Below are 20,287 nucleotides of genomic sequence, written 5' to 3' on the forward strand. Positions count from 1 at the left end.
CTCCTCTCTAACTGGAAGTTTTTCTATAGATGTAAGGTATGCGAAAGAAGAGATATAGGTGAATGCCTAATGAAGATTACTGGGAAAATTGAATAGCATATGTAATATGCTATTCCTCCCTACCTTTCAGTCACCATGTAGATTTAAAGTATAGTTTTAAAAAAAGAAACAGCTGCTCATTTATTAACTGCAAACAAAACGAATCCATTTTGAAAACAAGTATGTTCAAAATGGATTCTTTATCTTTCAGGAAAATTTAATTTTTTTATTACTTTAAAGCATTTTTTATATGAGCTAAGTGATGATTACCATGCCATGCATAAATACCAATGTTTTTTTCGAGCGATACAGCACCAGAATCAGGATGGATAAATGTTCTTTTTAGTTGTTCATCAGTTAAATTTTCAATTAAATAAATCCAACGCTCATGTAAGGATTCAATGATTTTCAAAGAAGTGGCGATGGGTAATTTTGAATCCGGCAACTCAGCCCATTTATCTTCAGAATACGGTTTAATTGTTGGAGTTTCTTCTGTTAATGCTAGTTTGAAACGGATATAAGCATTCATATGACTATCTGCAATGTGATGGACAATTTGTCGAATAGTCCAACTACCTTCTCGATATGTATTCTCTAGTGCTTCGTCAGTTAAATGATTGACTACATCCTTTAATCTTATTGGTAACGTACGAATTTCATTTTCCCAAGACTTTATTTCTTCTGTTGAAATGTGTTCTGTACAAACGAATTCTCCTATAGGAAATCTTTCATTCATCATCTATTTATCCCACCCTATTCTTTATTTTCAAAAACTGCGTTAAATCCAATATTTGTTATATATTTTACATTTTTTACTGTACAATTAATATATCAATATTCAAGAAAAGTGCAGATTACCTTGAATTTTTAAGATTGGAGTTACGTTTATGAATAGACTAGTAATTATGACTGTTGGTAAAACTCATAGCGGTAAAACTACATTTGCAAAAGCTTTAGAAAATCAGATGTTTAACTCTGTTGTCATTGATCAAGATAAGCATGCTGAATTCCTTCAAATGAATTACCAAACAATATTACCGGAACAAGGAAAGAATACAATTAAATACGCTCTGACACAAACCATTGTTAATTATGCTACTACTGAGACGAATTGCCATCTTATTTTGTGCAACTCAAATCGTAATCAAAAAGGACGTTTGAAGCTACTCGAACAATTCCATAACAAAGGATTTAAGAGTATTCTTGTGGATTTTGATATTCCTGAACATGTTCTTAAAAATCGTGTTGCGAAAAGTCAGCGTGATACTTCCATACTAAGAACCGCATCAACTTTTGCTGAAGTGCTTAGTCGACAGCACAATGAAACGAATCAAGATGATGTAGTCGCACCGATTAAAGGAGAGGCAGACCATTTATTTGTCATTAAAAACTCCACTGAAGTTGAATCGGTTATCCGAAAAATTGTTGATCTTGCTCAAATTTGATACAACACTTAACTGTGTTAACTATCGAAAGCGAAAATTAAGGATTTGCCAAACGAATTAAACAACATTATTTCTTTTATACATTTGCACTACTCCAAATGCATAGCAATCTCCAGTCCCGTTGCTTTATCATTAAAGATATCGCTGTATTCTGTAAACACTAAAGTCATCCCCGAAATATCGTCAGGTACTGGTGGAGAAACAATGAATGAATGCATGAAGTTCCCAGTCGATCCTGACGCTCTGTCATTTCGACAATCATAAGCTTGTCCAATAGACAATGCAAAATGATTATGATTTAATTGATGATTCTTTCGTGTATCTATTGTTTCATTCCAATCGATATTAAGATGGACAATACTGGCATTTTCGTACTGTCTTATAAATGTGACAGTGTAAAATTTTTCATCAACTTCAACTGATTTTAAAACTGGTAGATGCTTTCTAAACCCACTAGGCTCAACTTGAGGTTTAAAAAAGTCATGCATTCTAACAGTTCCAAATAACGAACTTAAATATTCTTCATACAAATCATATTTTGTTGCCCATTTTGAAAGCACTTCATCAGGTGGAAAAACTGGATGATCCATTGAAAGGTCCTTGCGTTGCTTTAATAAAGTACAAATTTGTTCATCAATCGAGAAAAGCTGTTCATTATAGTTATTTGAAGATTGCTCAATAGAGTTTCGTTTCATCTAACTTCCCCTCAATTCTATAATTTCATTAAAACTATATTACCTTTATTTTATACGATATAGAAAATTATAGTAAGTTAGTTGATTTTTTATAATTACTCATGTAAGCTTCACAATTAGAAAAGTTATCTAGAAAATAATTATTTTGAATACTATATGAAAAATAAAAAAAGTCGAATTCCTATTAAGTGAAGGAATTGACTTTTCTTTTGCATTCAAAGTACCTATTTTTGTATCAATATCATAGTTATTTTTTTCGACGTCTTCTAATGATTACAACAGCTATCAAAAGTACTAACATTATTAAAGCAATATATATTTGTTTATTATTTGTTACGTTTACAGAAGGTGTTTTTTCTTGCCCTTTAATGTTTTCCAAAACTAATGTTACTTGTTCAGTAGGCGTCTGACCTTTTCCTAAAGCTTGAATATCCTCTTTAGCTCCGGATAAAGGCGCAGTTCTTGAACAAGCGTTAACTCTTAGTTCTCCATTGTCCTCATATGCATATATTAAATACTCCTCTTTTAAAGAGAATCCATAGCCACAACTGGCTGAACTCCTTTCTGTATAAACAATGACTTGTGTTTGGTCAACACCTTTCCATGATTTATCTACGCTAAATAGTATAGCAATTGGATCTGCAGAAGATTGTATTTCATTATTTTTGTTTCTATCAACAATTTCAATAACTTTACCAGAGAAAACTGCCGAACTACTTTTTAAAGCTTCTTTTGGCGGATCCGGCTGAGCACATGAACAAGCATAACTTTTATCAATGGGATAAATCAAAACACTAATAAACAACATAGATAATAAAATCACAATACGTATTTTGTTTTTCACAGTCTTTTTATTCAAATTGATCCCTCCATCTATGCTTATAGATTTTACAAAGTTGAATTCCTATTTTGTCTTACCTTCTTCTCTATATGTATCTACACAGTTTTTGCAAATACATTGCTTCCCCTTGCTCTCCTGAGGAACTAAATCAAAAATCCCTTTAGGAAATTTCTCTATATAACACCAGCATTCATTTTGCCCTTCTATTCCTGCCATACATTTGTTTTCCTCACCACATAAAGGACAATGTTTTACAGTCAATTTTCTCCCCCCTGTCTATTTCACAATATAATTCAACAATTAACATTTTTAAGAGGATTCCTGATGATACTTATTAAAATCACAAATTTTGTTTTGCATAAAAAAATACGCCATGTATTTTATGTGAGCTATATACCCGCTATCAGACAAATGTTCATACTCTTTGTCTTTTGTTAACGGCAAAATATTTTTAACACTACCTTCTATCGTATTCGTATCAGATTGAACATTGACCAATACAGTCATGTAAATTCTATTTTTATATTCCACTGTCCCAATAACTTGTTTTTTTCTAAATTAATATGAAGATAATTTATTTTTATGCCAATTGATTTATAAATTGTATAACCAGCTTATGAAAATCCAAATGATTTACGTTTCATGCATTCAGTAATAGATCATACACTCATAATTACTGCAAAGATTAATGTAATAGTTGATATGATTTTATAGACTTTGTACATTCACTATCCCACTACCTTCAACTACGGCAATTACTGTATTTTACCATATAAAAAAAGTCGACTTCCATTAAGAATCGACTCTAATTTTTTTCACTCTTATAGCAATATTAGTCCAATAGTCAATAGAATAGTAAATTACTTGTCCATTACAAAATTAACTTGTCTGTTTATTAGTTTAATTTCAATAAAAAAACAGGCTTATATTTGCATATAAACCCTGTTTTCAGCTCATTACTCACCCTCTTAACAACCTGGGAATCCCGGGGGAGCGAACCTACACCATGGCGGTCTTGGTGGCCTTGGTGGTCTCGGAGGATTTGGTGGTTGTGGTGGAAATGGAGGTCGCGTATTTTGGCATAACTGGCCGGCTTGAGTAATTGTTTGTATATCTCTTGAATGCAGGGGTAGTTGTTGTGGAATGCCGTTAACAAATCTTGTAATTTGTACTCCGCCAAAATTAGGATTTGTCAATTCATTTCCCCATTCACTAACAGAATCCAATCGAACATTACAATACAGTTGTCCGTTGTTCATCTGGATATCCACCATAAAACCTACAAATCTTGTAAGTTGAACTGGATTCAAAAAGGTATTGATTGCCACTTTATTGCCATATGGATCATAATAGAACATCTTTCTATCTCTCCTTTCTTCGTTCAATATTGTAAAATATTCTTATATACATAATTAGGAAGTTGTCCTTATTCAATTGATTAATACACCTAATATTGTTACTTTTTATGGTTATCACTTTTTCGTTCTAAAACAATTAAAGATATGAAAAAAAACCTCATCAAAAAACGCCATTAACCTTAATGGCGTTTTCATTTACTATCTCAATAGTTTCAACATCGATCAAGATGCCATAGTAGTTGTTGCATTTGTTGGATACCTTTACATTGAGAACTGATGATAGCATAGAGAATTGGCTTTAGTTCTGGACAAATATTGAACATAAGTACGTTATAGGACATGCGGACAGCGCCTTCATGATGTGGAATCATTTCCCTAACAAAATTTGCATTTACGTCGTTTGTAATTTGGGCTGAGCACATTTCGTTAAACATCATATCTGAAATTACTTTAAACTCATTCATATAGTAAGTATTTTCATAATCTGTATTAGTTATTTTACTACACTTATTCTGTATAGCTTGCATATTCGTGATACTTTTCGTTTGTTCAGAAATAATATTTGTAGCAATACTTTGTAATTCAAGATTTGTAGTGTATCGTAAAATATTCTTAGACATTTCGATTGCTGCTCTATGATGTGGGATCATCTGCATAATAAAATTATCTGAAATACTCTTCGTAAGTATTACACTAGTCATATCTTTTATCATCGTATCCAAGATCTTATAGTACGCTCTCAAATATTTTTTCGTCACAATACTTAAACTTAAAGGACAATTACTATTCATTAGGCGAAAATCTCCTTTTTGAATAGTGTATGTAGGCGTATATGATGCTGTGTCATAGGTTCCAATGTGTGAATTTTATTCCTCTTTTTAGATCTCAATAGTATAATCTATTTAAAAATAGAATGTAATATATGAGGGAGACTGATGATCATGGTTCATGAATCAAAGGGTTCGCATTATGCAGTTATTTTTTCAAGCCAAAGAACTGAGGGTGATAAAGGCTATGGTATTATGGCAGAAAAAATGGATCAACTAGCTAGTAAACAGCCTGGTTTCTTAGGAGTAGAAAGTGTTCGGGATTCTTTAGGTTACGGCATTACCATTTCCTATTGGGATAGCTTAGAGGCAATCAGCAATTGGAAAAATAATCAAGCACATCAAATTGCCCAGCAAAAAGGGATAAACGATTGGTATCAAAATTACAGTGTAAAGATTTGCAAAGTTGAGCGCGAGTATACTAAGTAATTCAATAGCCATTGTAGTGACTAAATTTACTAAAGAATCATCAAGATTTTGTACATATTGAGCTATAGGATCTTTTTGGATTTCCTGATACTCCTAACCCTTTTGGTGGAATGACTTTAAATTGAATTAAATAACTATTCTCATATAAAAAAGCGCTTAAATCAGCGCTTTTTTACATATTAAGCAAGGAGGAATTCTACTAATCTATTTCTACTTTTTTGACAAAAGTACCGAAATATTTACATCATTAAAGATAATGATGATTTTATTTGAAAGGTCGTAGTATTTTAAAGCATCTGTATATGTTGGTGCTTTTTTTATAAATTGGCCTCTTGATAGCTGAATTTTCATGTTTCGAAGTTCATTAAAAGTTGTAAATATTTCTCCATCTATTAAGTTATATTCTTTTAATAGGCGAATGTCTTCATGTGAAAATGTTACTTCATCATTTAACTGGTTGATACCAAGTCGGTGTACTGTAGTTTTTAGTTCGTTTTCTACCATTCCCCAGATCATTGAAATCGACTCGCCTGGTGATTCTTTTGCAATTTTGAGAATTTCATAATCCATACTATCAAGTTCAAAAATTTTGTTCTCAATTAGGTTAGAGTTATTTAATTTCTTTTCTAAAACATCTAGTTTTTTTCCAAAATCCAACTCTATATTGTTGAAAGAAAATTTGGTGAGATTCGTTAGTATAAATCCTATTTGCTTTCTAAATAATAGGATAGCTAGTAGTATGACAATTGGCCAAATCATATCATCAATTAACGCAGCAACAAATTCTGTTACATTCATAGTACCCCTCCCATCTATAAATAATGCTTTAATAATTAGAGGTATTGTTACTTTAAAGGTTCTATTTCCTCCTCAGTTTAATGTATTAAATAAATCTTATTTTGTGTGGTCAACTTGTACCGATTTTTTTCATGAATATTATTTTTCATCACACTTCACTTTTGTATATCGAAGTGCTTGTTTACTATCACTTATGCCACTCGTTGTCGGATCAATAACAGAATTATAAACAGCAACGATCACCGTAAAAAGAACAAAAGGATTTGAAATAGCTTGAAGTAGGACATCAAATAATTTTGGCCAAGTACTGACATCCTCCCCTGTAATACCGAGATATCCCCCTATAGATGATGTAACTGCCAAAAACATATGAAACCAAAATTGCGGGTTTTTTAATCGAATTTTCCAGTTTATCCTCATTTTCATCCCCCCTTTAGATAGTTATACATATGTTACGGTTAATGCTTTCTTGCTTAGAAGTATGATAATTGTGGAGTGTTTGGTTGGTTTTTGGGTTGCTCGTATTTACTTTGGCGCTACTCACTCTCCTTTTGGCGCTACTCACTCTCCTTTTGGCGCTACTCGCTCTCCCTTTGGTGCTACTCACTCTCCTTTTGGCGCTACTCACTCTCCCTTTGGCGCTACTCGCTCTCCTTTGGCGCTACTCACTCTCCTTTTGGCGCTACTCACTCTCTCTTTAGCGCTACTCTCCCTATCTTTAACACTACTCACAACCTCCATCTCCAACCGCTCATTCCCCCTTAGCCCTCCAATCATTTTACATTTTCATCTATATCCAAAACACTTTTACTAATTTATACTGTTATTAAGGTTTTTGGTCTTTTTTTCTACATATGGGGGTGCTTTGGTGAATCGAAGACATGCTGGGATGATTATTGGGGGAATTTTGTTTTTAGTAGTGGCGATGGGGATTAGCCGCTTTGCACTTACACCGATTTTGCCATTTATGCGACAAGATGTTGGATTATCTGTAGAAACTGCGGGGATGCTGGCTTCTGCAAATTATGTAGGATATTTCATTGGGGCACTTTGGGCTGGTTTTATAACCCGCCATCCAAAAGGAATCCTCGGATGGTGCGCATTCATCAATGTACTTTCTGTTTTTGGTATGGGGTTGCTTGATAGTTTATGGATTTGGTTGATTTTACGCTTGATTGCGGGGATTACAGGTGGCTTGATGTTTGTATTAACTTCTAGTATGTTGATGGATTATCTTGCTGGTCATTTGTTGACGAAATGGTCAGGCTATATTTTTAGCGGTATTGGTTTAGGAATTGCTCTTTCGGGCATTTTTGTCCCTATTTTAGAATCGGCTTTTTCTTGGCAAGGTGCTTGGATAGGGCTTGGTATGTTATCCGTGTTGTTCGTATTAACGACGATGCTCTTGTGGCGTAAGCTGACAGCTCATGAACAGGATAAGAAAGCAGTAGTCTCCGAGAAGGTTTGGAAAGGATTTATGCCTTGGATGGCACTTGCTTACGGATTAGAAGGTCTTGGCTATATTGTGACCGGCACGTTTTTAGTTGATATAATTCATGAAATTCCTAATTTAAGAGAGTATGCATCCTATAGCTGGGTTGTTGTCGGTATTGGTGCCATTCCATCTGCTCCACTTTGGATTATGTTGATGTCAAAATATTCACCTGTTCGTATCATTTCGATTGCGTATATTTTACAAGTCATTGGTATTTTACTTCCAATCGTCTCTCCGACTATTTTCGGTGTAATGACATCGGCATTTTTATTCGGTATGACGTTTGTTGGAATCGTGACGATGACCACGTCTTATGCAAGACAATTATTTCCAGCAAAGAGTGCTAGTGTTGTATCTGCTCTAACGACCCTCTATGCGCTTGGGCAAATTATTGGCCCATTAATTGCTGGCAAACTTGCCGCTTATTATAAGAGTTATAATGTTGCTCTCATTTTTGCTGGAAGTGTAGTAGCAATTGCACTTTGTCTCATGTTGTTTGGGAGATGGAGGACAACGGAAAAAGAAGTACCAGAAAGTTATATGGCTCTAAAAAATATCGCTAAGTAGTTATTCTAAGTGATTTTTTGATTGTCAATTTCTATAAAGTCCTGAGCATGTTTTGAAAGAATTTTTTCAAACCATGCTTTTTTCAATATGTAAAAAGGTCAAACATCTAATAAAAGAAGGTTATTTGAAACTTAAATAGAATTACATCAATAAGGCTTTAAAAAATAGAGTATCTTAAAGGGGATTGGAGCATGAATCGTTTAAATTTAGTTACTTTGGGTGTTAAAGATATGTTAAAGTCATTACGTTTTTATCGCGATGGACTTGGATTTGAAGCATTTGTATACGGGAACGACGCCGATCCAGATGTAATTTTCTTTAATAATGGAGGAACAAAAATTTCACTATTTCCAATTGATCGCTTAGCACAAGATATTGATGAAGATAATCCACCTGCAATCAACCATGGCTTTAGTGGATTTACCCTTGCTTATAATGGAAAGTCAAAAGAAGAGGTTGATGAAATATTTGTATTAGCAAAAAAAGCTGGTGCGAAAATTGTGAAAGAACCTGAAACAGTTTTTTGGGGTGGATATAGTGGCTATTTCCAAGACCCAAACGGCTATTACTGGGAAGTTGCTTACGGAGAGAACTGGGAGTTCGATGAGAATGATATGTTAATAATTACTGAAGGTTAACATGAGAATTTGATAAAACTGTGTATGAATTTAACAGCTTGGTTGTTACTCTATATTCATTGTAAAAAAGCTATCCAAAATTAAATGGATAGCTTTTTCTCAATTCTATTACTGACTAAAAGGAGCTAACTTTTCTTGATGCCACTCATATTCCTCGAAATCGGCTACGATATAGGCATTTTCAAACACTTCATGAACTTCTTGTAACATGTTTTTTATATCTTGAGGGAAAAATCTTGCGCTTAAATGATTTAGCAATAAATTTTTTGCTCCTGCTTTAATAGCTATGTTTGCTGCATCCATATTTGTGGAGTGACCATAATTGGCAGCTAGTGCTTCCGTTGCATGATCAAATGTTGATTCATGCACGACAATATCCGCATTTTCACTAAGTAAAATAGCATTTTCACACGAGCGTGTGTCTCCTAAAATCGAAACGATAAAGCCATCTTTAGGTGGATCTGTGACGTCACTACTTTTCACTATTCGACCATCTTCTAAAGTAATGTCATAGCCATTTTTCAATTGACCCAATAGTGAGCCCTTAGGAACTCCCAACGCTATAGCTTTTTCAATTTGCAATGTTCCTGGTAGAGGCTTTTGTTCAATCCGGTAGCCAAAGCAAGATATGACATGCTGTAATGGTTTTGCTGTAACGACAAAATCATCATCTTCAAAGACCACGCCTTCAGTAACCTCAACAAATTCAATAGGATAATTAAGATGGGTTTGTGACAGCTGTAAGGTTAATTCTACCCAATTCTTTAATCCTGCTGGTCCATAGATGGTAAGTAGTTCTTCTCCCCCTTGGAAAGAGCGAGAACTAAGTAAGCCAGGGAGCCCAAATATATGATCTCCGTGTAAATGAGTGATAAATATTTTCTCTAATTTTCTTGGCTTTAATGTTGTATGTAAAATTTGATGCTGCGTCGCTTCACCACAATCAAACAGCCAAAATGTACCACGTTCTTCTAATAATTTAACGGCTAGTGCACTTGTATTCCGTGTTTTTGACGGCATTCCAGCACCTGTACCTAAAAATTGTATATGCAAATGAAGTCCTCCTTACGAAATATACAATGATCAACATATGAAGAATCCTCATAATGATTCCTTGCTATTTATGCTTCGGTATTGCTAATGTCTTATAACTAGTATAACAAAAAAAGATGCTCATCAATCACCAAATGGACATTGATACACACCTTTAATATGCAATACATACTCTTTAGTTAGGTTTATGATTGTTACTATTATTTCTAATGAGAGCTAAATTTAATTTATTTTACTTCAATTAAAAAAGAAGTTATTTCTTTTATCTTTGAGGTTTTTCCGGCACTTGTGAAATTATAGATATCACAGAAAGCATAACGCTTCTTACTTTCTAAAATTATAATGCCATTAATAGAACCAGTACTCCCATGCGTAATAATGTTATTAATATGTAACTCTGTTGCTCTGTCTTTCTCCTTTTTTGACAATATTTCAACAACATGATTATTGCCTTGGATCTGCTTATTACCAACGATATCCCAACATACATCATCCTTCAAATGCTCAAGAATGAAACTTTGATCATTTTTTGCAATAGCAATAGTAAGTTCTTGAAGTAACTTCTTTTTAGGTGCATTTCCGCAATCGTAAGGGCAGACTACTTTTAGACTTCCATACTCTTCATTTAACTTATTCATAATGCTCCCCCTAAAGATTTTTTTATTAATCCTTATGATCTTCCAAAAAGTCTTTGCTAAAACTCGTTTGTGATTCATAATTGGGCTTTTTCTTTTCTTTCATACCTTTTGAGATGATTTCTTTACCGAATTTCTTTTGGAGCTGCTCCACTACTTGGATAATTGGTTCCTCTTTGGCATGTTGTTCATAGTTGAAAATAGATAACTGCTCTGCTGTTTCCTTGCGGTCAATCACATTACTCACCGTCACGCCGAGTAATCGAACAGGTTCACCATGCCAATGTTTTCTAGTCAAATCAACGGCTATTTCAAGAATATCTGATTTTTTATAAATAGCATTGGAAAAGGTTTTGCTACGACTTGAGTTATGCCAATCTGCATCTCGAATTTGAATGGATAACGTATGGCCTGCTAAATTTTTAGCTGAAAGACGTTTTGCCACTCTTTCACAAAGACCATCGATTGTTTTACGAACTTCATCCCATTCGACTAAATCGATTGGCAAAGTTGTAGAATTACCTACGCTCTTGGTATCATAAATCGAATTTGGATCGACTTCCCTGTTATCAATACCATTTGCTCTGTCTTTTAACCTTGCACCATTTTTTCCTAAGTTACTTTTTAAAAAGGCTTCAGAGGCTTGTGCTAGATCACCAATTGTGTTGATTTTTAGTTCGTTTAGTTTTTTTGCTGTACTCTCACCCACGCCATGCATTTCAATAACTGGTAATGACCATAAAATATTTGATAGTTCACGTTTTCTTAAAACGGTAATACCCATAGGCTTTTTCATGTCAGAAGCTGTTTTAGCTAAAAACTTATTGGGTGCAATTCCAATAGATGATGGCAAATCCAGTTCATTTAAAATCCGTTTTTGAATGCTTTCTGCGAGCTCTATCGCTTCTCTTCCATTTACAAGTTCCGTAACATCAATATAACCTTCATCGATTGATACGGGCTCTACAAGTTCGGTATATGTTCGAAGTATGTCAAATATCGCTTTTGAAGCAATACGATAGCGTTCAAAATTCGGTGGCAACAAAATGAGCTCAGGACATTTTCGCTTTGCTTCCCACACAGCCATCGTCGTATAAACCCCTTTTGCACGCGCTTCATACGAACAAGTGACGAGAATGCCACGTCGCTCCTTCGGGTTACCCGCAATGGCTATTGCTTTACCTTTAAGTGTTGGATCATGTGATTGCTCTACAGAGGCATAGAAACAGTTCATATCGATATGAAAAATTATTCTCCCTTTTTGTTTCAGCTCTGCCATCACACATCTCTCCTGCTTCTTTTATTATAAATATTATAGCAAAAATAACGAACAGATGTTGGTATTTTTGTTCTTATAAGATCTAGTGATACCTTCTAACTTCTTCCTTTTCGCATATTAATAGCTTCACGCCATTTCATTTAATGGTACTGCCCCTTCGCCGCAATCCTAAGTTAATTTCTAATTCGATCACAAGACTTTAAAACCACATAAAAAAGCATCCTCAGTCTTTGACTAAGGATACCTTATTTACTAACGAACTAGGCTTTTGCTGCTCTTTCGTCTTCTTTTAATTTTTGCATATAGGCTTTGAGTTCTTTAATACCTTCAAGCGAGTCAACCAGTACTGTAGGCGAAACGATTGTAATCATTCGTTCTTCTAGATTGGCAACTGCTGTGAAATATTTTGTTTTGGAATAATTCACTAGACCTATTTGTTGCAAATGTTCAGCTGGAATATCGAGAATTTCTTTTGCTTCGACAACGAGTAGACCAAATAGGAAATCACCTGTTTGTAAAACAACTATTCGCACTTGATCTCCCGTTGCTTGACCTCTGTATAAGATTTGCTCGAAATCTAATATCGGCATTAGTTCTCCGCGCATTCTCATTAAACCCGTTACATAGCTTGGTAAGTGTGGAATGGGATTAACATGTTCCATTTTCTCGATCGATACGACGTGATCGATAGGAACCGCATATTCTTCTTGACCACAACGGAAAACGACTACTTTACTACTAGACATTGGCTTCTACCTCTTCTTGTAATATGTGTTATTTAACTTCAGCTGCGCATTTTACAATTTCCACTAATAAGTCCGCAAGTTTTTCTAATTCTTCAACTGGGATACGTTCTTTTGTCGTGTGGATGTCTTCATAACCGACAGCAAGATTGACTGTAGGAATGCCAAATCCAGCGATCACATTTGCATCACTACCCCCACCACTTGTCAAAATTTCTGGTGTACGACCAATTTTACGAACTGCTTCTTGAGCCACTTTCACAACTAAATCTTCCTCAGTGAAACGAAAACCTGGGTACATGCGCTTAATAGTTACTTCGGCTTTACCACCCATTTTTTCAGCAGTTTGTTCGAAAACTTCTTTCATATGGACAGTTTGTGCCTCTAATTTCGCTTCATTAATTGAACGGGCTTCAGCTAAAATATGCACTTCATCACAAACGATATTCGTTGCTTGTCCACCTTCAAAGCGACCAATGTTTGCTGTTGTTTCAGCATCTAAACGACCTAATTTCATCGCTGCAATTGATTTTGCTGCAACTGTAATAGCTGAAATTCCTTTCTCAGGTGCAACACCAGCGTGAGCTGTTTTACCATAGATAACAGCTTCTACTTTCGCTTGGAAAGGTGCTGCAGTTACGATGCCACCTACTTTACAGTCACTATCAACGGCGAAGCCATATTTAGCAAAGATTTTAGATGGGTCTAGCTCTTTCGCTCCTGCTAAACCACTCTCTTCGCCAGCAGTAATAATGTACTGAATATCACCATGAGTAATATTTTGTTCTTTTAAGCGTTTTGGTAACTCAAGAAGAGCTGCTATTCCAGCTTTATCATCCGCTCCTAAAATCGTAGTACCATCAGAATGGATATAGCCATCTTCTTTGAGGATTGGTTTAATTCCTTTACCAGGTACTACAGTGTCCATATGTGATGTAAAGTAAATTGGTTGTGCATCTACAGTCCCGCGTAGGGTACAGATTAAGTTACCTGAAGCATGGCCATTACGGCTTGCCGCATCATCTTCTTCAACTTCAAAGCCTAATGCTTCTAATTTAGTTTTTAATACAGGTGAAATTTTCTCTTCATGGAATGTTTCAGAATCAATTTGTACGAGTTCCAAAAATTCTTCTACGATACGACTTGTCATTATGAAAGAACCCCTTTATTAACTAGATTTTACTATCTTCTTATTCCCTTATTTTAGCATAGAATTTAAGTGAACTCCTGTAATTTACTTAGGCATTCTCTAATTTCTAATTTAGTTTGATAGATTAAATGTAGCGACTTTGTATTAATATTGGCCTCTACACATATTTTTCTTCATGCGCAGCGATATTAATTGTATATTCAAACTATTAATATGAAGGATTTTTATTGATGTGAGGAGAATTTACTTAAAGTAAAAATGGATAATTTAAATTTTCAATTTCCTTTAATTGTCATTTTCACTATTTGAAAGGAGCACTCATGGATATTAGATTGTTAGAATCATCAGATGCAAAAAGTTATTGGGTTTTGAGATTAGAAGCATTAAAAAATAACCCAGAAGCATTTTCTTCAAGCTATGAAGAAGCTATTAAAAGAGAATTCCCTGTTGAAACTGTGTTGAAAAATTTATCGACCGAAGGAACTTTCACATTTGGGGCTTTCAATGATCAAGAACTAATAGGTGTTGTAACTTTGGTTCAAGAATTCACTTCAAAACTTCATCATAGAGCTAATATTTTTGCCATGTATGTAAGTCCTAAATTTCGTAGATTAAGCGTTGGTAAAGCACTCCTATTAACGGCAATCAATCATGCAAAGTCAATTGAAGCAATAGAAAAAATTAATCTAGAAGTGATAACAACTAATGATAGAGCGAAAAATCTCTATATTAAAATGGGTTTCATAACATATGGACTCGAAGAACGCGCACTTAAAATCAATAATGATTATTATGATTCAGAGTATATGGTGCTGTTCCTTAAAAAATAATGTTTAACTACAACTGATTAATTACCAAATTTATGTCTGGTCATAAAAGCACCTCCTATTGTTAGTTTTAACTAACGATGGGAGGTGCTTTTCATAAATGTTGGTCTTGACTGTTTTTCTTGCTTGTCTTGTATTAATAAGCGCTTTGGGCTAACAGGATGTTAGTCATGCAACCGTTGCGACAGGACGTCGGACATCCTCAACATTAAAGTGGAATATTCCCATGTTTCTTAGCTGGTCTTGTTTCTTTTTTCGTTTTCATCATATCAAGAGCTTGGATAAGTTTGATACGTGTTTCACGTGGGTCGATTACATCGTCTACTAAGCCATGAGATGCTGCTACATATGGATTTGCGAATTTTTCGCGGTATTCTTCAATTTTCGCTGCACGTGTTGCCTCTGGATCATCGCTGTTATCAATTTCGCGAGCGAAGATAATGTTCGCTGCTCCATTTGGTCCCATAACGGCAATTTCAGCGTTTGGCCAAGCGTATACCATATCAGCACCAATTGCTTTAGAATTAAGTGCTACGTATGCACCACCGTATGCTTTACGAAGGATTACTGTAATTTTCGGTACAGTTGCTTCTGAGTATGCATATAAGATTTTCGCGCCGTGACGGATAATCCCACCATGCTCTTGTTTAATGCCTGGGAAGAAGCCAGTAACGTCTTCAAATGTGATGATTGGAATATTGAATGAGTCACAGAAACGGATGAAGCGAGATGCTTTATCTGATGAGTCAATATCCAGTCCACCAGCCATTACTTTTGGTTGGTTACATACTAGACCTACTACGTCCCCTTTAATACGCGCAAGCCCCACTACGACATTTTTCGCAAATTCTTTATGTACTTCCATAAAAGAACTTGGATCAACGATTTCTTCAATAACTTTGCGAATATCGTATGGACGCGTTGCTTCTACTGGAACTAATTCAATAATATTTTCTAAATAATCGTCATTATCTTGTGGTTCAATACTTGGTGGTTTTTGTTCATTATTTTGAGGTAGGTAAGCAAGTAAATCACGTACTTGTTGTAATACCTCTTCTTCAGATGGCCCGCGGAAGTGTGCAGCTCCACTGATTGAGTTATGAACTTTTGAGCCACCTAAATCTTCAGAAGAAATTTTCTCCCCTGTTACTGTTTCGATTACTTTTGGTCCTGTGATGAACATTTGGCTTGTCTTATCTACCATGAATACGAAGTCAGTAATTGCTGGTGAATATACTGCTCCTCCTGCACAAGGTCCCATAATAACTGAGATTTGTGGAATCACACCAGAATAGATTGAGTTTCGGTAGAATATATGACCATATCCATCAAGAGATACAACACCCTCTTGGATACGAGCACCACCAGAATCGTTTAAGCCAACGAAAGGCGTACCGTTTTTAGCCGCTAAATCCATAACATTCGCAATTTTCATTGCATGCATTTCCCCAAGTGCACCGCCGAAAACTGTAAAGTCTTGTGAGAACAGGTAGATTGGACGACCGTTTACTTTACCGTAACCTGTAACAACGCCGTCTCCAGGTCCTTCTTTTGTATCCATACCAAAGTCTGTAGTTCGATGTTTTACGAAAGGATTAATCTCAACGAAAGTACCTTCGTCTACTAGTAAGTTAATACGTTCACGTGCAGTTAATTTACCTTTTTCATGTTGTTTTACGATGCGGTCATCACCGCCACCTAATTCAATTTCACGTTTTCTATCATATAACTCATTGATTTTATCGAACATATCCATAGATGATTACTCCCCCGACTCACTTTTATCGTATAACTCGTAAAGCACTCCATTAGATGACTTTGGATGAATAAAGGCCATTTTTGAGCCACCAGCGCCTGGACGTGGTTCATCTGATAGTAGGCGAACACCTTGTTCGCGAAGATCTGCCATCTTCCCTTCAATACCCTTTACCCCTAGAGCAACGTGATGAATACCTTCTCCTCTTTTTTCAATAAACTTAAAGATAGCGCTTTCTTCACTCATCGGTTCAAGCAATTCAATATGTGTATTCCCCGCATCTATAAATGCTACACGAACTTGCTCAGTCACTACTTCTTCTATTTTTAACAAAGGTAAGCCCAACACATCTGTGTAATATGTAATTTGTTCATCAAGATTACGTACTGCAATACCGATGTGGTCAACGTTCTCCACTTCTCCCCAACTCCTTCTTTGTTGTATAACACAATTGTACATAATTTATAATAAAAACTCTAGCACTTGTGTAATTTTTCAAATTTGATAGAATATTTGTAGGAAAAGAAGGAGCGAACGAGAAATGAGTAATAAGAAATTTCAAAAAATTGTTGTATATGCAATGATTGCTATTATGGTTATTTCTACATTAGCTTTCGGCTTAGCAATGTTATAATCTACTTTGCGCGTCTGAAATTTACTATTGTAATCTACAACCATACAAACTAAAAAAACAGCGTTATACCAGGTTAAACCGGTGTACGCTGTTTTTTTATATACGAACCTTAAAAAATCTAACTTTCATATCTTTACTATTATATCAATATAACATTCGAGAGATGTGGGGCACTCATCACTTTTATAGGGGACTACTAAATATACAGAGACTTATCTCTATTATAATTTTAGTAATCGCATGCCCATGCCGTACCTAGCCATACGCACTTCGGCCCAAAAATAAAGTTGTTTAAATTTCAAAGAAAGAATATTTTAAAATTAAGATCACTTTCACAAAGACACACAACTTCTAAAAAAAAGATTATTTTAATGGCAAATTTTCATAATCTTTTCTGAGTATAGCCATGATAACTTCATCCGAGTAAGTCCCGTTATAATATAAAGATTCACGTAAAACACCCTCTTTTACAAATCCAACTTTTTCATATACTCTTATTCCTCGCAGATTATGACTGAATACCTCTAGTTGCAAACGATTCAATTTCAATTCTTCAAAAACAAAGCGCAATACAATTATTATAGCTTCAGTCCCATATCCTTTTCCAGTTAATTCAATAGAACTCATTGATATTCTAAAACCTGCTTTATTATTTTCTTCATCAATTTCAAAGATAGATAATTCGCCGATCATTTGGTCATTATTTTTTAAACAGATGGCAAAATCATAACGTGATGAATCATTATTTACATTATTTATATGAGCTTTAATCTGATTTAACGTAAAGTTAAGTTTTGTACCTGTCATATAACGTATTTCTTCATCTGTTGTATTTTCTAGCATTATTGGTGCGTCTGATACCTGAAGATTTCTTAAATAAATTCTTTCATTTTCTAAATACATCTTACCTTCCTCCTAATAACTGCCCTTTTCTTAACTATACAAATATTCATATATCATTTTGTATATTATACTTAATAATAGAAAAAGATGGTATTAAGTTATATTCAAACCATTTTTTAAACAACTTTTTTATTTTACTCACTGACAAACGAACGTCATCCTTTAAGGGGTTTTGGTCGCCTAGGCATTCGTTTGTGTTAGAGAAAAAAAGCCACACCGGTTAGATGTGACTTTGTTAATTAAAATATCTCTTTTTCAATCTCTGTAATTTCTTGTTGTAGTTTAATCTTTACTTCTCTTACCTTTTCTAATTCAATTAATTGTTTATTATCGATTAACTCTAATTCTGCCTTAGCTAGGTCTATTAATTCGCGAGACTTCTTAGTATGCTCATCTAATAATTCTTTGTTTATATTTTTCCCCATAAGCACCCAACTTTTTTCGATTATTATAGCACGAATGGGAATATCTATAGTCATTACATATAGCTTATTTTTAGACTGGTTTATTAATAGTAATCTGATTAGCAGTATTACTAATCTATCAACTTCCACTCATTCAAACGAACTATATCGATAACCCTAAACAATCGTATTTGGTCCGAATCATTCGCTTGCCTCAACGTAATTTAAAAATATATAGAGTCCATAGTGAATTTTCTAACCTGTGATATATTCCTAATTTCCGAAGTAAAAGTCTAGGGATTTATCTTCTACGGTCGGTCTGTTTTTTCATTCTTATATGTTAAAGGTTAAATGAGAGGAAGAATGGTAGGCGTGGTTTAAAGATGCACCTCTTGCTCTCTTCATGTATATCTCATCTTTATATAAATAAAAAGGAGCACCAATTATACGCAGTTAATGCGTAAATTCAGTGCTCCGAGTTGTTCTCGTAAGAGGTTACTCATTTATATTTATTTTAACACACTTAAATTTCATTGTTTTTGGATTCATCGCAACGCTTAGATGGAATTGGTGTGGAACTGATGTAGTGACTGTTGCAAATCAACTAGGTGAATCATCCGAAATGGTCTTAAAAGTATATACTCATGCTTCTGATGAAAACAAAAATGTATCACTTGAAGTATTCAAAGATGCACTTCAAATTTGATACATTTTCATTTTTCGTTAAAAATGGGGTACTTTTTGAGGGACTAGTCAGTTTTCAGCATTTGATTTCTTTTTAAAATGCTTACGTGACGGGCTTAGTCCTTTAAAATCTCGCTTTTTAGCAAGGTAGAGATCCATTTCCTCGATGAATTGATATAAGGACGCCATCGCAACGAAAGCTTCATGAGTTGTTGGTAATGGTAATTTTGCAAACTCTGCTTTCACTACCCCCAACTTTTCCCTATATTTATTAGCTGTATTTCCTGAATTAATATTTTGTGACATATCCGCTAGAAAATCCGCTACAAGTTCAGCTTGATCTACAATGACCGGAAGATCTGTGATTTTAGGTAACACACGTTCAATTATTTCTAATTGTTGTTCACGGATATCAAAATACATATAGTATAAATTTTCTCGTCTAGTTAAGTGATTTTCAACATCCTGAAAGGCTAAAGATTTTGCTCGGTTTAACACTTCAACAGCTTCTACTAGTTCTTTACCATCCCAACTGGTGTCACCATTGCGTAAATACTTCTCTATCTCAACAAATATTGCAGTATAAAGCTCTTCAATTCGTATGCGATATTTCTCTAGTCTGTGTTTTATATCTGGCATATAAATATTCAATGCTAAACCTGTTCCGAATCCAATTAACATTAATGATAATTCATTCATTAAAAGTCCAGTTGTAAAATTCCCTGTATGAAAAATGTGTAAAATTATAACGACACTGGAGACAAAAGCGGGGGTTATCTTCAACATTACTAAAACCGGCAAGAATACCAGTATCATACAGCCTAGTACAATCGGATGATATGCGACACCTTCAAAAAATAGAAATGCCATCATCATGCCAATAATGCTCGCTAAAACACGTGTATAAACTTCATGGAGTGACTTTCTTTTCGTAGTTTGAATACTTAAAATCGTTAAAATGCCTGCAGAGGTAAAAAAATCTAAGCCGAAGTATTCTGCTAATCCAATTGAAATCGCTGCACCTATTGCCGTTTTCAGCGTACGATAGCCTATTGAAAATCCCTTCACTGAATAACCTCCTTGTCAT

General features: G+C 34.7%; 25 protein-coding genes. 7 read left to right on the top strand and 18 right to left on the bottom strand.

Features of this window, described 5'->3' with window-relative positions:
* Positions 1 to 268: 268 nt before the first annotated feature.
* Entirely contained in the window at positions 269 to 775 is a 507-nt protein-coding gene (locus BK137_RS18180; RefSeq protein WP_179078289.1) for a YfiT family bacillithiol transferase, read from the bottom strand.
* Positions 776 to 926: 151 nt separating this feature from the next.
* Between BK137_RS18180 and BK137_RS18185 the strand changes: the two genes are divergently transcribed.
* Complete coding sequence (locus BK137_RS18185) at positions 927 to 1,484, top strand: AAA family ATPase (RefSeq protein WP_038184800.1); 558 nt, start codon at positions 927 to 929, stop codon at positions 1,482 to 1,484.
* Positions 1,485 to 1,573: 89 nt separating this feature from the next.
* On the opposite strand, the gene BK137_RS18190 is transcribed toward BK137_RS18185, so the two are convergent.
* The 5 genes from BK137_RS18190 to BK137_RS18210 all read right to left on the bottom strand — a co-directional run bounded on the left by BK137_RS18190 (position 1,574) and on the right by BK137_RS18210 (position 5,169).
* Positions 1,574 to 2,179, bottom strand: coding sequence for a hypothetical protein (locus BK137_RS18190; RefSeq protein ID WP_038184802.1), 606 nt, complete (start codon positions 2,177 to 2,179; stop codon positions 1,574 to 1,576).
* Positions 2,180 to 2,426: 247 nt separating this feature from the next.
* Positions 2,427 to 3,038, bottom strand: coding sequence for a hypothetical protein (locus BK137_RS18195; protein ID WP_235175729.1), 612 nt, complete (start codon positions 3,036 to 3,038; stop codon positions 2,427 to 2,429).
* A 45-nt stretch (positions 3,039 to 3,083) separates the two neighbouring features.
* On the bottom strand, positions 3,084 to 3,281 hold the full coding sequence (locus BK137_RS18200; protein WP_038184806.1) for a cysteine-rich CWC family protein: 198 nt from the start codon (positions 3,279 to 3,281) through the stop codon (positions 3,084 to 3,086).
* A gap of 707 nt (positions 3,282 to 3,988) precedes the next feature.
* Complete coding sequence (locus BK137_RS18205; RefSeq protein WP_038184808.1) at positions 3,989 to 4,378, bottom strand: hypothetical protein; 390 nt, start codon at positions 4,376 to 4,378, stop codon at positions 3,989 to 3,991.
* A gap of 212 nt (positions 4,379 to 4,590) precedes the next feature.
* Positions 4,591 to 5,169 (bottom strand): DUF305 domain-containing protein, encoded by a 579-nt coding sequence (locus tag BK137_RS18210; RefSeq protein ID WP_038184811.1) that lies wholly within the window; start codon positions 5,167 to 5,169, stop codon positions 4,591 to 4,593.
* Positions 5,170 to 5,319: 150 nt separating this feature from the next.
* Between BK137_RS18210 and BK137_RS18215 the strand changes: the two genes are divergently transcribed.
* On the top strand, positions 5,320 to 5,634 hold the full coding sequence (locus tag BK137_RS18215) for an antibiotic biosynthesis monooxygenase family protein (RefSeq protein WP_081730084.1): 315 nt from the start codon (positions 5,320 to 5,322) through the stop codon (positions 5,632 to 5,634).
* A 210-nt stretch (positions 5,635 to 5,844) separates the two neighbouring features.
* Here BK137_RS18215 and BK137_RS18220 read toward each other — a convergent pair whose 3' ends face one another.
* Both BK137_RS18220 and BK137_RS18225 read right to left on the bottom strand, forming a co-directional pair.
* Complete coding sequence (locus tag BK137_RS18220) at positions 5,845 to 6,432, bottom strand: hypothetical protein (protein WP_038184816.1); 588 nt, start codon at positions 6,430 to 6,432, stop codon at positions 5,845 to 5,847.
* Positions 6,433 to 6,570: 138 nt separating this feature from the next.
* A complete protein-coding gene (locus BK137_RS18225; RefSeq protein WP_038184818.1) occupies positions 6,571 to 6,852 on the bottom strand; it encodes a phage holin in 282 nt (93 codons plus the stop codon).
* Positions 6,853 to 7,300: 448 nt separating this feature from the next.
* Between BK137_RS18225 and BK137_RS18230 the strand changes: the two genes are divergently transcribed.
* Positions 7,301 to 8,494 carry a YbfB/YjiJ family MFS transporter gene (locus BK137_RS18230; RefSeq protein ID WP_038184821.1) on the top strand — a complete coding sequence of 398 codons (1,194 nt, stop codon included), beginning with the start codon at positions 7,301 to 7,303 and terminating at the stop codon, positions 8,492 to 8,494.
* A 191-nt stretch (positions 8,495 to 8,685) separates the two neighbouring features.
* Complete coding sequence (locus BK137_RS18235; protein WP_038184824.1) at positions 8,686 to 9,132, top strand: VOC family protein; 447 nt, start codon at positions 8,686 to 8,688, stop codon at positions 9,130 to 9,132.
* A 108-nt stretch (positions 9,133 to 9,240) separates the two neighbouring features.
* Here BK137_RS18235 and rnz read toward each other — a convergent pair whose 3' ends face one another.
* From rnz to BK137_RS18260, 5 genes are all read right to left on the bottom strand, one after another.
* On the bottom strand, positions 9,241 to 10,185 hold the full coding sequence (gene rnz, locus BK137_RS18240; RefSeq protein ID WP_038184827.1) for a ribonuclease Z: 945 nt from the start codon (positions 10,183 to 10,185) through the stop codon (positions 9,241 to 9,243).
* A 227-nt stretch (positions 10,186 to 10,412) separates the two neighbouring features.
* Positions 10,413 to 10,823 (bottom strand): hypothetical protein, encoded by a 411-nt coding sequence (locus BK137_RS18245; RefSeq protein ID WP_038184830.1) that lies wholly within the window; start codon positions 10,821 to 10,823, stop codon positions 10,413 to 10,415.
* 25 nt (positions 10,824 to 10,848) lie between these two features.
* The gene (locus BK137_RS18250) at positions 10,849 to 12,099 is read right to left on the bottom strand and encodes a DNA polymerase IV (protein WP_038184832.1); all 1,251 of its coding nucleotides are present in this window, start codon (positions 12,097 to 12,099) and stop codon (positions 10,849 to 10,851) included.
* Between the two features lie 260 nt (positions 12,100 to 12,359).
* On the bottom strand, positions 12,360 to 12,845 hold the full coding sequence (locus tag BK137_RS18255) for a chemotaxis protein CheW (protein ID WP_038184834.1): 486 nt from the start codon (positions 12,843 to 12,845) through the stop codon (positions 12,360 to 12,362).
* Positions 12,846 to 12,873: 28 nt separating this feature from the next.
* Positions 12,874 to 13,992, bottom strand: a complete 1,119-nt coding sequence (locus BK137_RS18260) for a M20/M25/M40 family metallo-hydrolase (RefSeq protein WP_038184836.1) — start codon at positions 13,990 to 13,992, stop codon at positions 12,874 to 12,876.
* A 320-nt stretch (positions 13,993 to 14,312) separates the two neighbouring features.
* Between BK137_RS18260 and BK137_RS18265 the strand changes: the two genes are divergently transcribed.
* Positions 14,313 to 14,822 (top strand): GNAT family N-acetyltransferase, encoded by a 510-nt coding sequence (locus BK137_RS18265; protein ID WP_038184837.1) that lies wholly within the window; start codon positions 14,313 to 14,315, stop codon positions 14,820 to 14,822.
* A 205-nt stretch (positions 14,823 to 15,027) separates the two neighbouring features.
* On the opposite strand, the gene BK137_RS18270 is transcribed toward BK137_RS18265, so the two are convergent.
* Together BK137_RS18270 and mce are read right to left on the bottom strand one after the other, a co-directional pair.
* Complete coding sequence (locus BK137_RS18270; protein WP_038184838.1) at positions 15,028 to 16,575, bottom strand: acyl-CoA carboxylase subunit beta; 1,548 nt, start codon at positions 16,573 to 16,575, stop codon at positions 15,028 to 15,030.
* 6 nt (positions 16,576 to 16,581) lie between these two features.
* Positions 16,582 to 16,992: a methylmalonyl-CoA epimerase gene (gene mce / locus BK137_RS18275; RefSeq protein ID WP_038184839.1), complete on the bottom strand. Its 411-nt coding sequence runs from the start codon at positions 16,990 to 16,992 to the stop codon at positions 16,582 to 16,584.
* A 124-nt stretch (positions 16,993 to 17,116) separates the two neighbouring features.
* Here mce and prli42 point away from each other — a divergent pair, with 124 nt between their 5' ends.
* The gene (gene prli42 / locus BK137_RS22430) at positions 17,117 to 17,209 is read left to right on the top strand and encodes a stressosome-associated protein Prli42 (RefSeq protein WP_155981185.1); all 93 of its coding nucleotides are present in this window, start codon (positions 17,117 to 17,119) and stop codon (positions 17,207 to 17,209) included.
* A gap of 363 nt (positions 17,210 to 17,572) precedes the next feature.
* Here prli42 and BK137_RS18280 read toward each other — a convergent pair whose 3' ends face one another.
* Together BK137_RS18280 and BK137_RS18285 are read right to left on the bottom strand one after the other, a co-directional pair.
* Positions 17,573 to 18,112 carry a GNAT family N-acetyltransferase gene (locus BK137_RS18280; RefSeq protein ID WP_038184841.1) on the bottom strand — a complete coding sequence of 180 codons (540 nt, stop codon included), beginning with the start codon at positions 18,110 to 18,112 and terminating at the stop codon, positions 17,573 to 17,575.
* 239 nt (positions 18,113 to 18,351) lie between these two features.
* Positions 18,352 to 18,591, bottom strand: a complete 240-nt coding sequence (locus BK137_RS18285; protein WP_038184843.1) for a hypothetical protein — start codon at positions 18,589 to 18,591, stop codon at positions 18,352 to 18,354.
* 394 nt (positions 18,592 to 18,985) lie between these two features.
* Here BK137_RS18285 and BK137_RS18290 point away from each other — a divergent pair, with 394 nt between their 5' ends.
* Positions 18,986 to 19,222, top strand: coding sequence for a hypothetical protein (locus BK137_RS18290; RefSeq protein ID WP_038184853.1), 237 nt, complete (start codon positions 18,986 to 18,988; stop codon positions 19,220 to 19,222).
* Positions 19,223 to 19,269: 47 nt separating this feature from the next.
* Here the strand turns inward: BK137_RS18290 and BK137_RS18295 are convergent, their stop codons facing one another.
* A complete protein-coding gene (locus BK137_RS18295; RefSeq protein ID WP_038184856.1) occupies positions 19,270 to 20,268 on the bottom strand; it encodes an aromatic acid exporter family protein in 999 nt (332 codons plus the stop codon).
* Positions 20,269 to 20,287: the final 19 nt, after the last annotated feature.

Origin of the sequence: Viridibacillus arenosi (genome assembly GCF_001955655.1) — a bacterium.
GTDB lineage: Bacteria > Bacillota > Bacilli > Bacillales_A > Planococcaceae > Viridibacillus > Viridibacillus arenosi.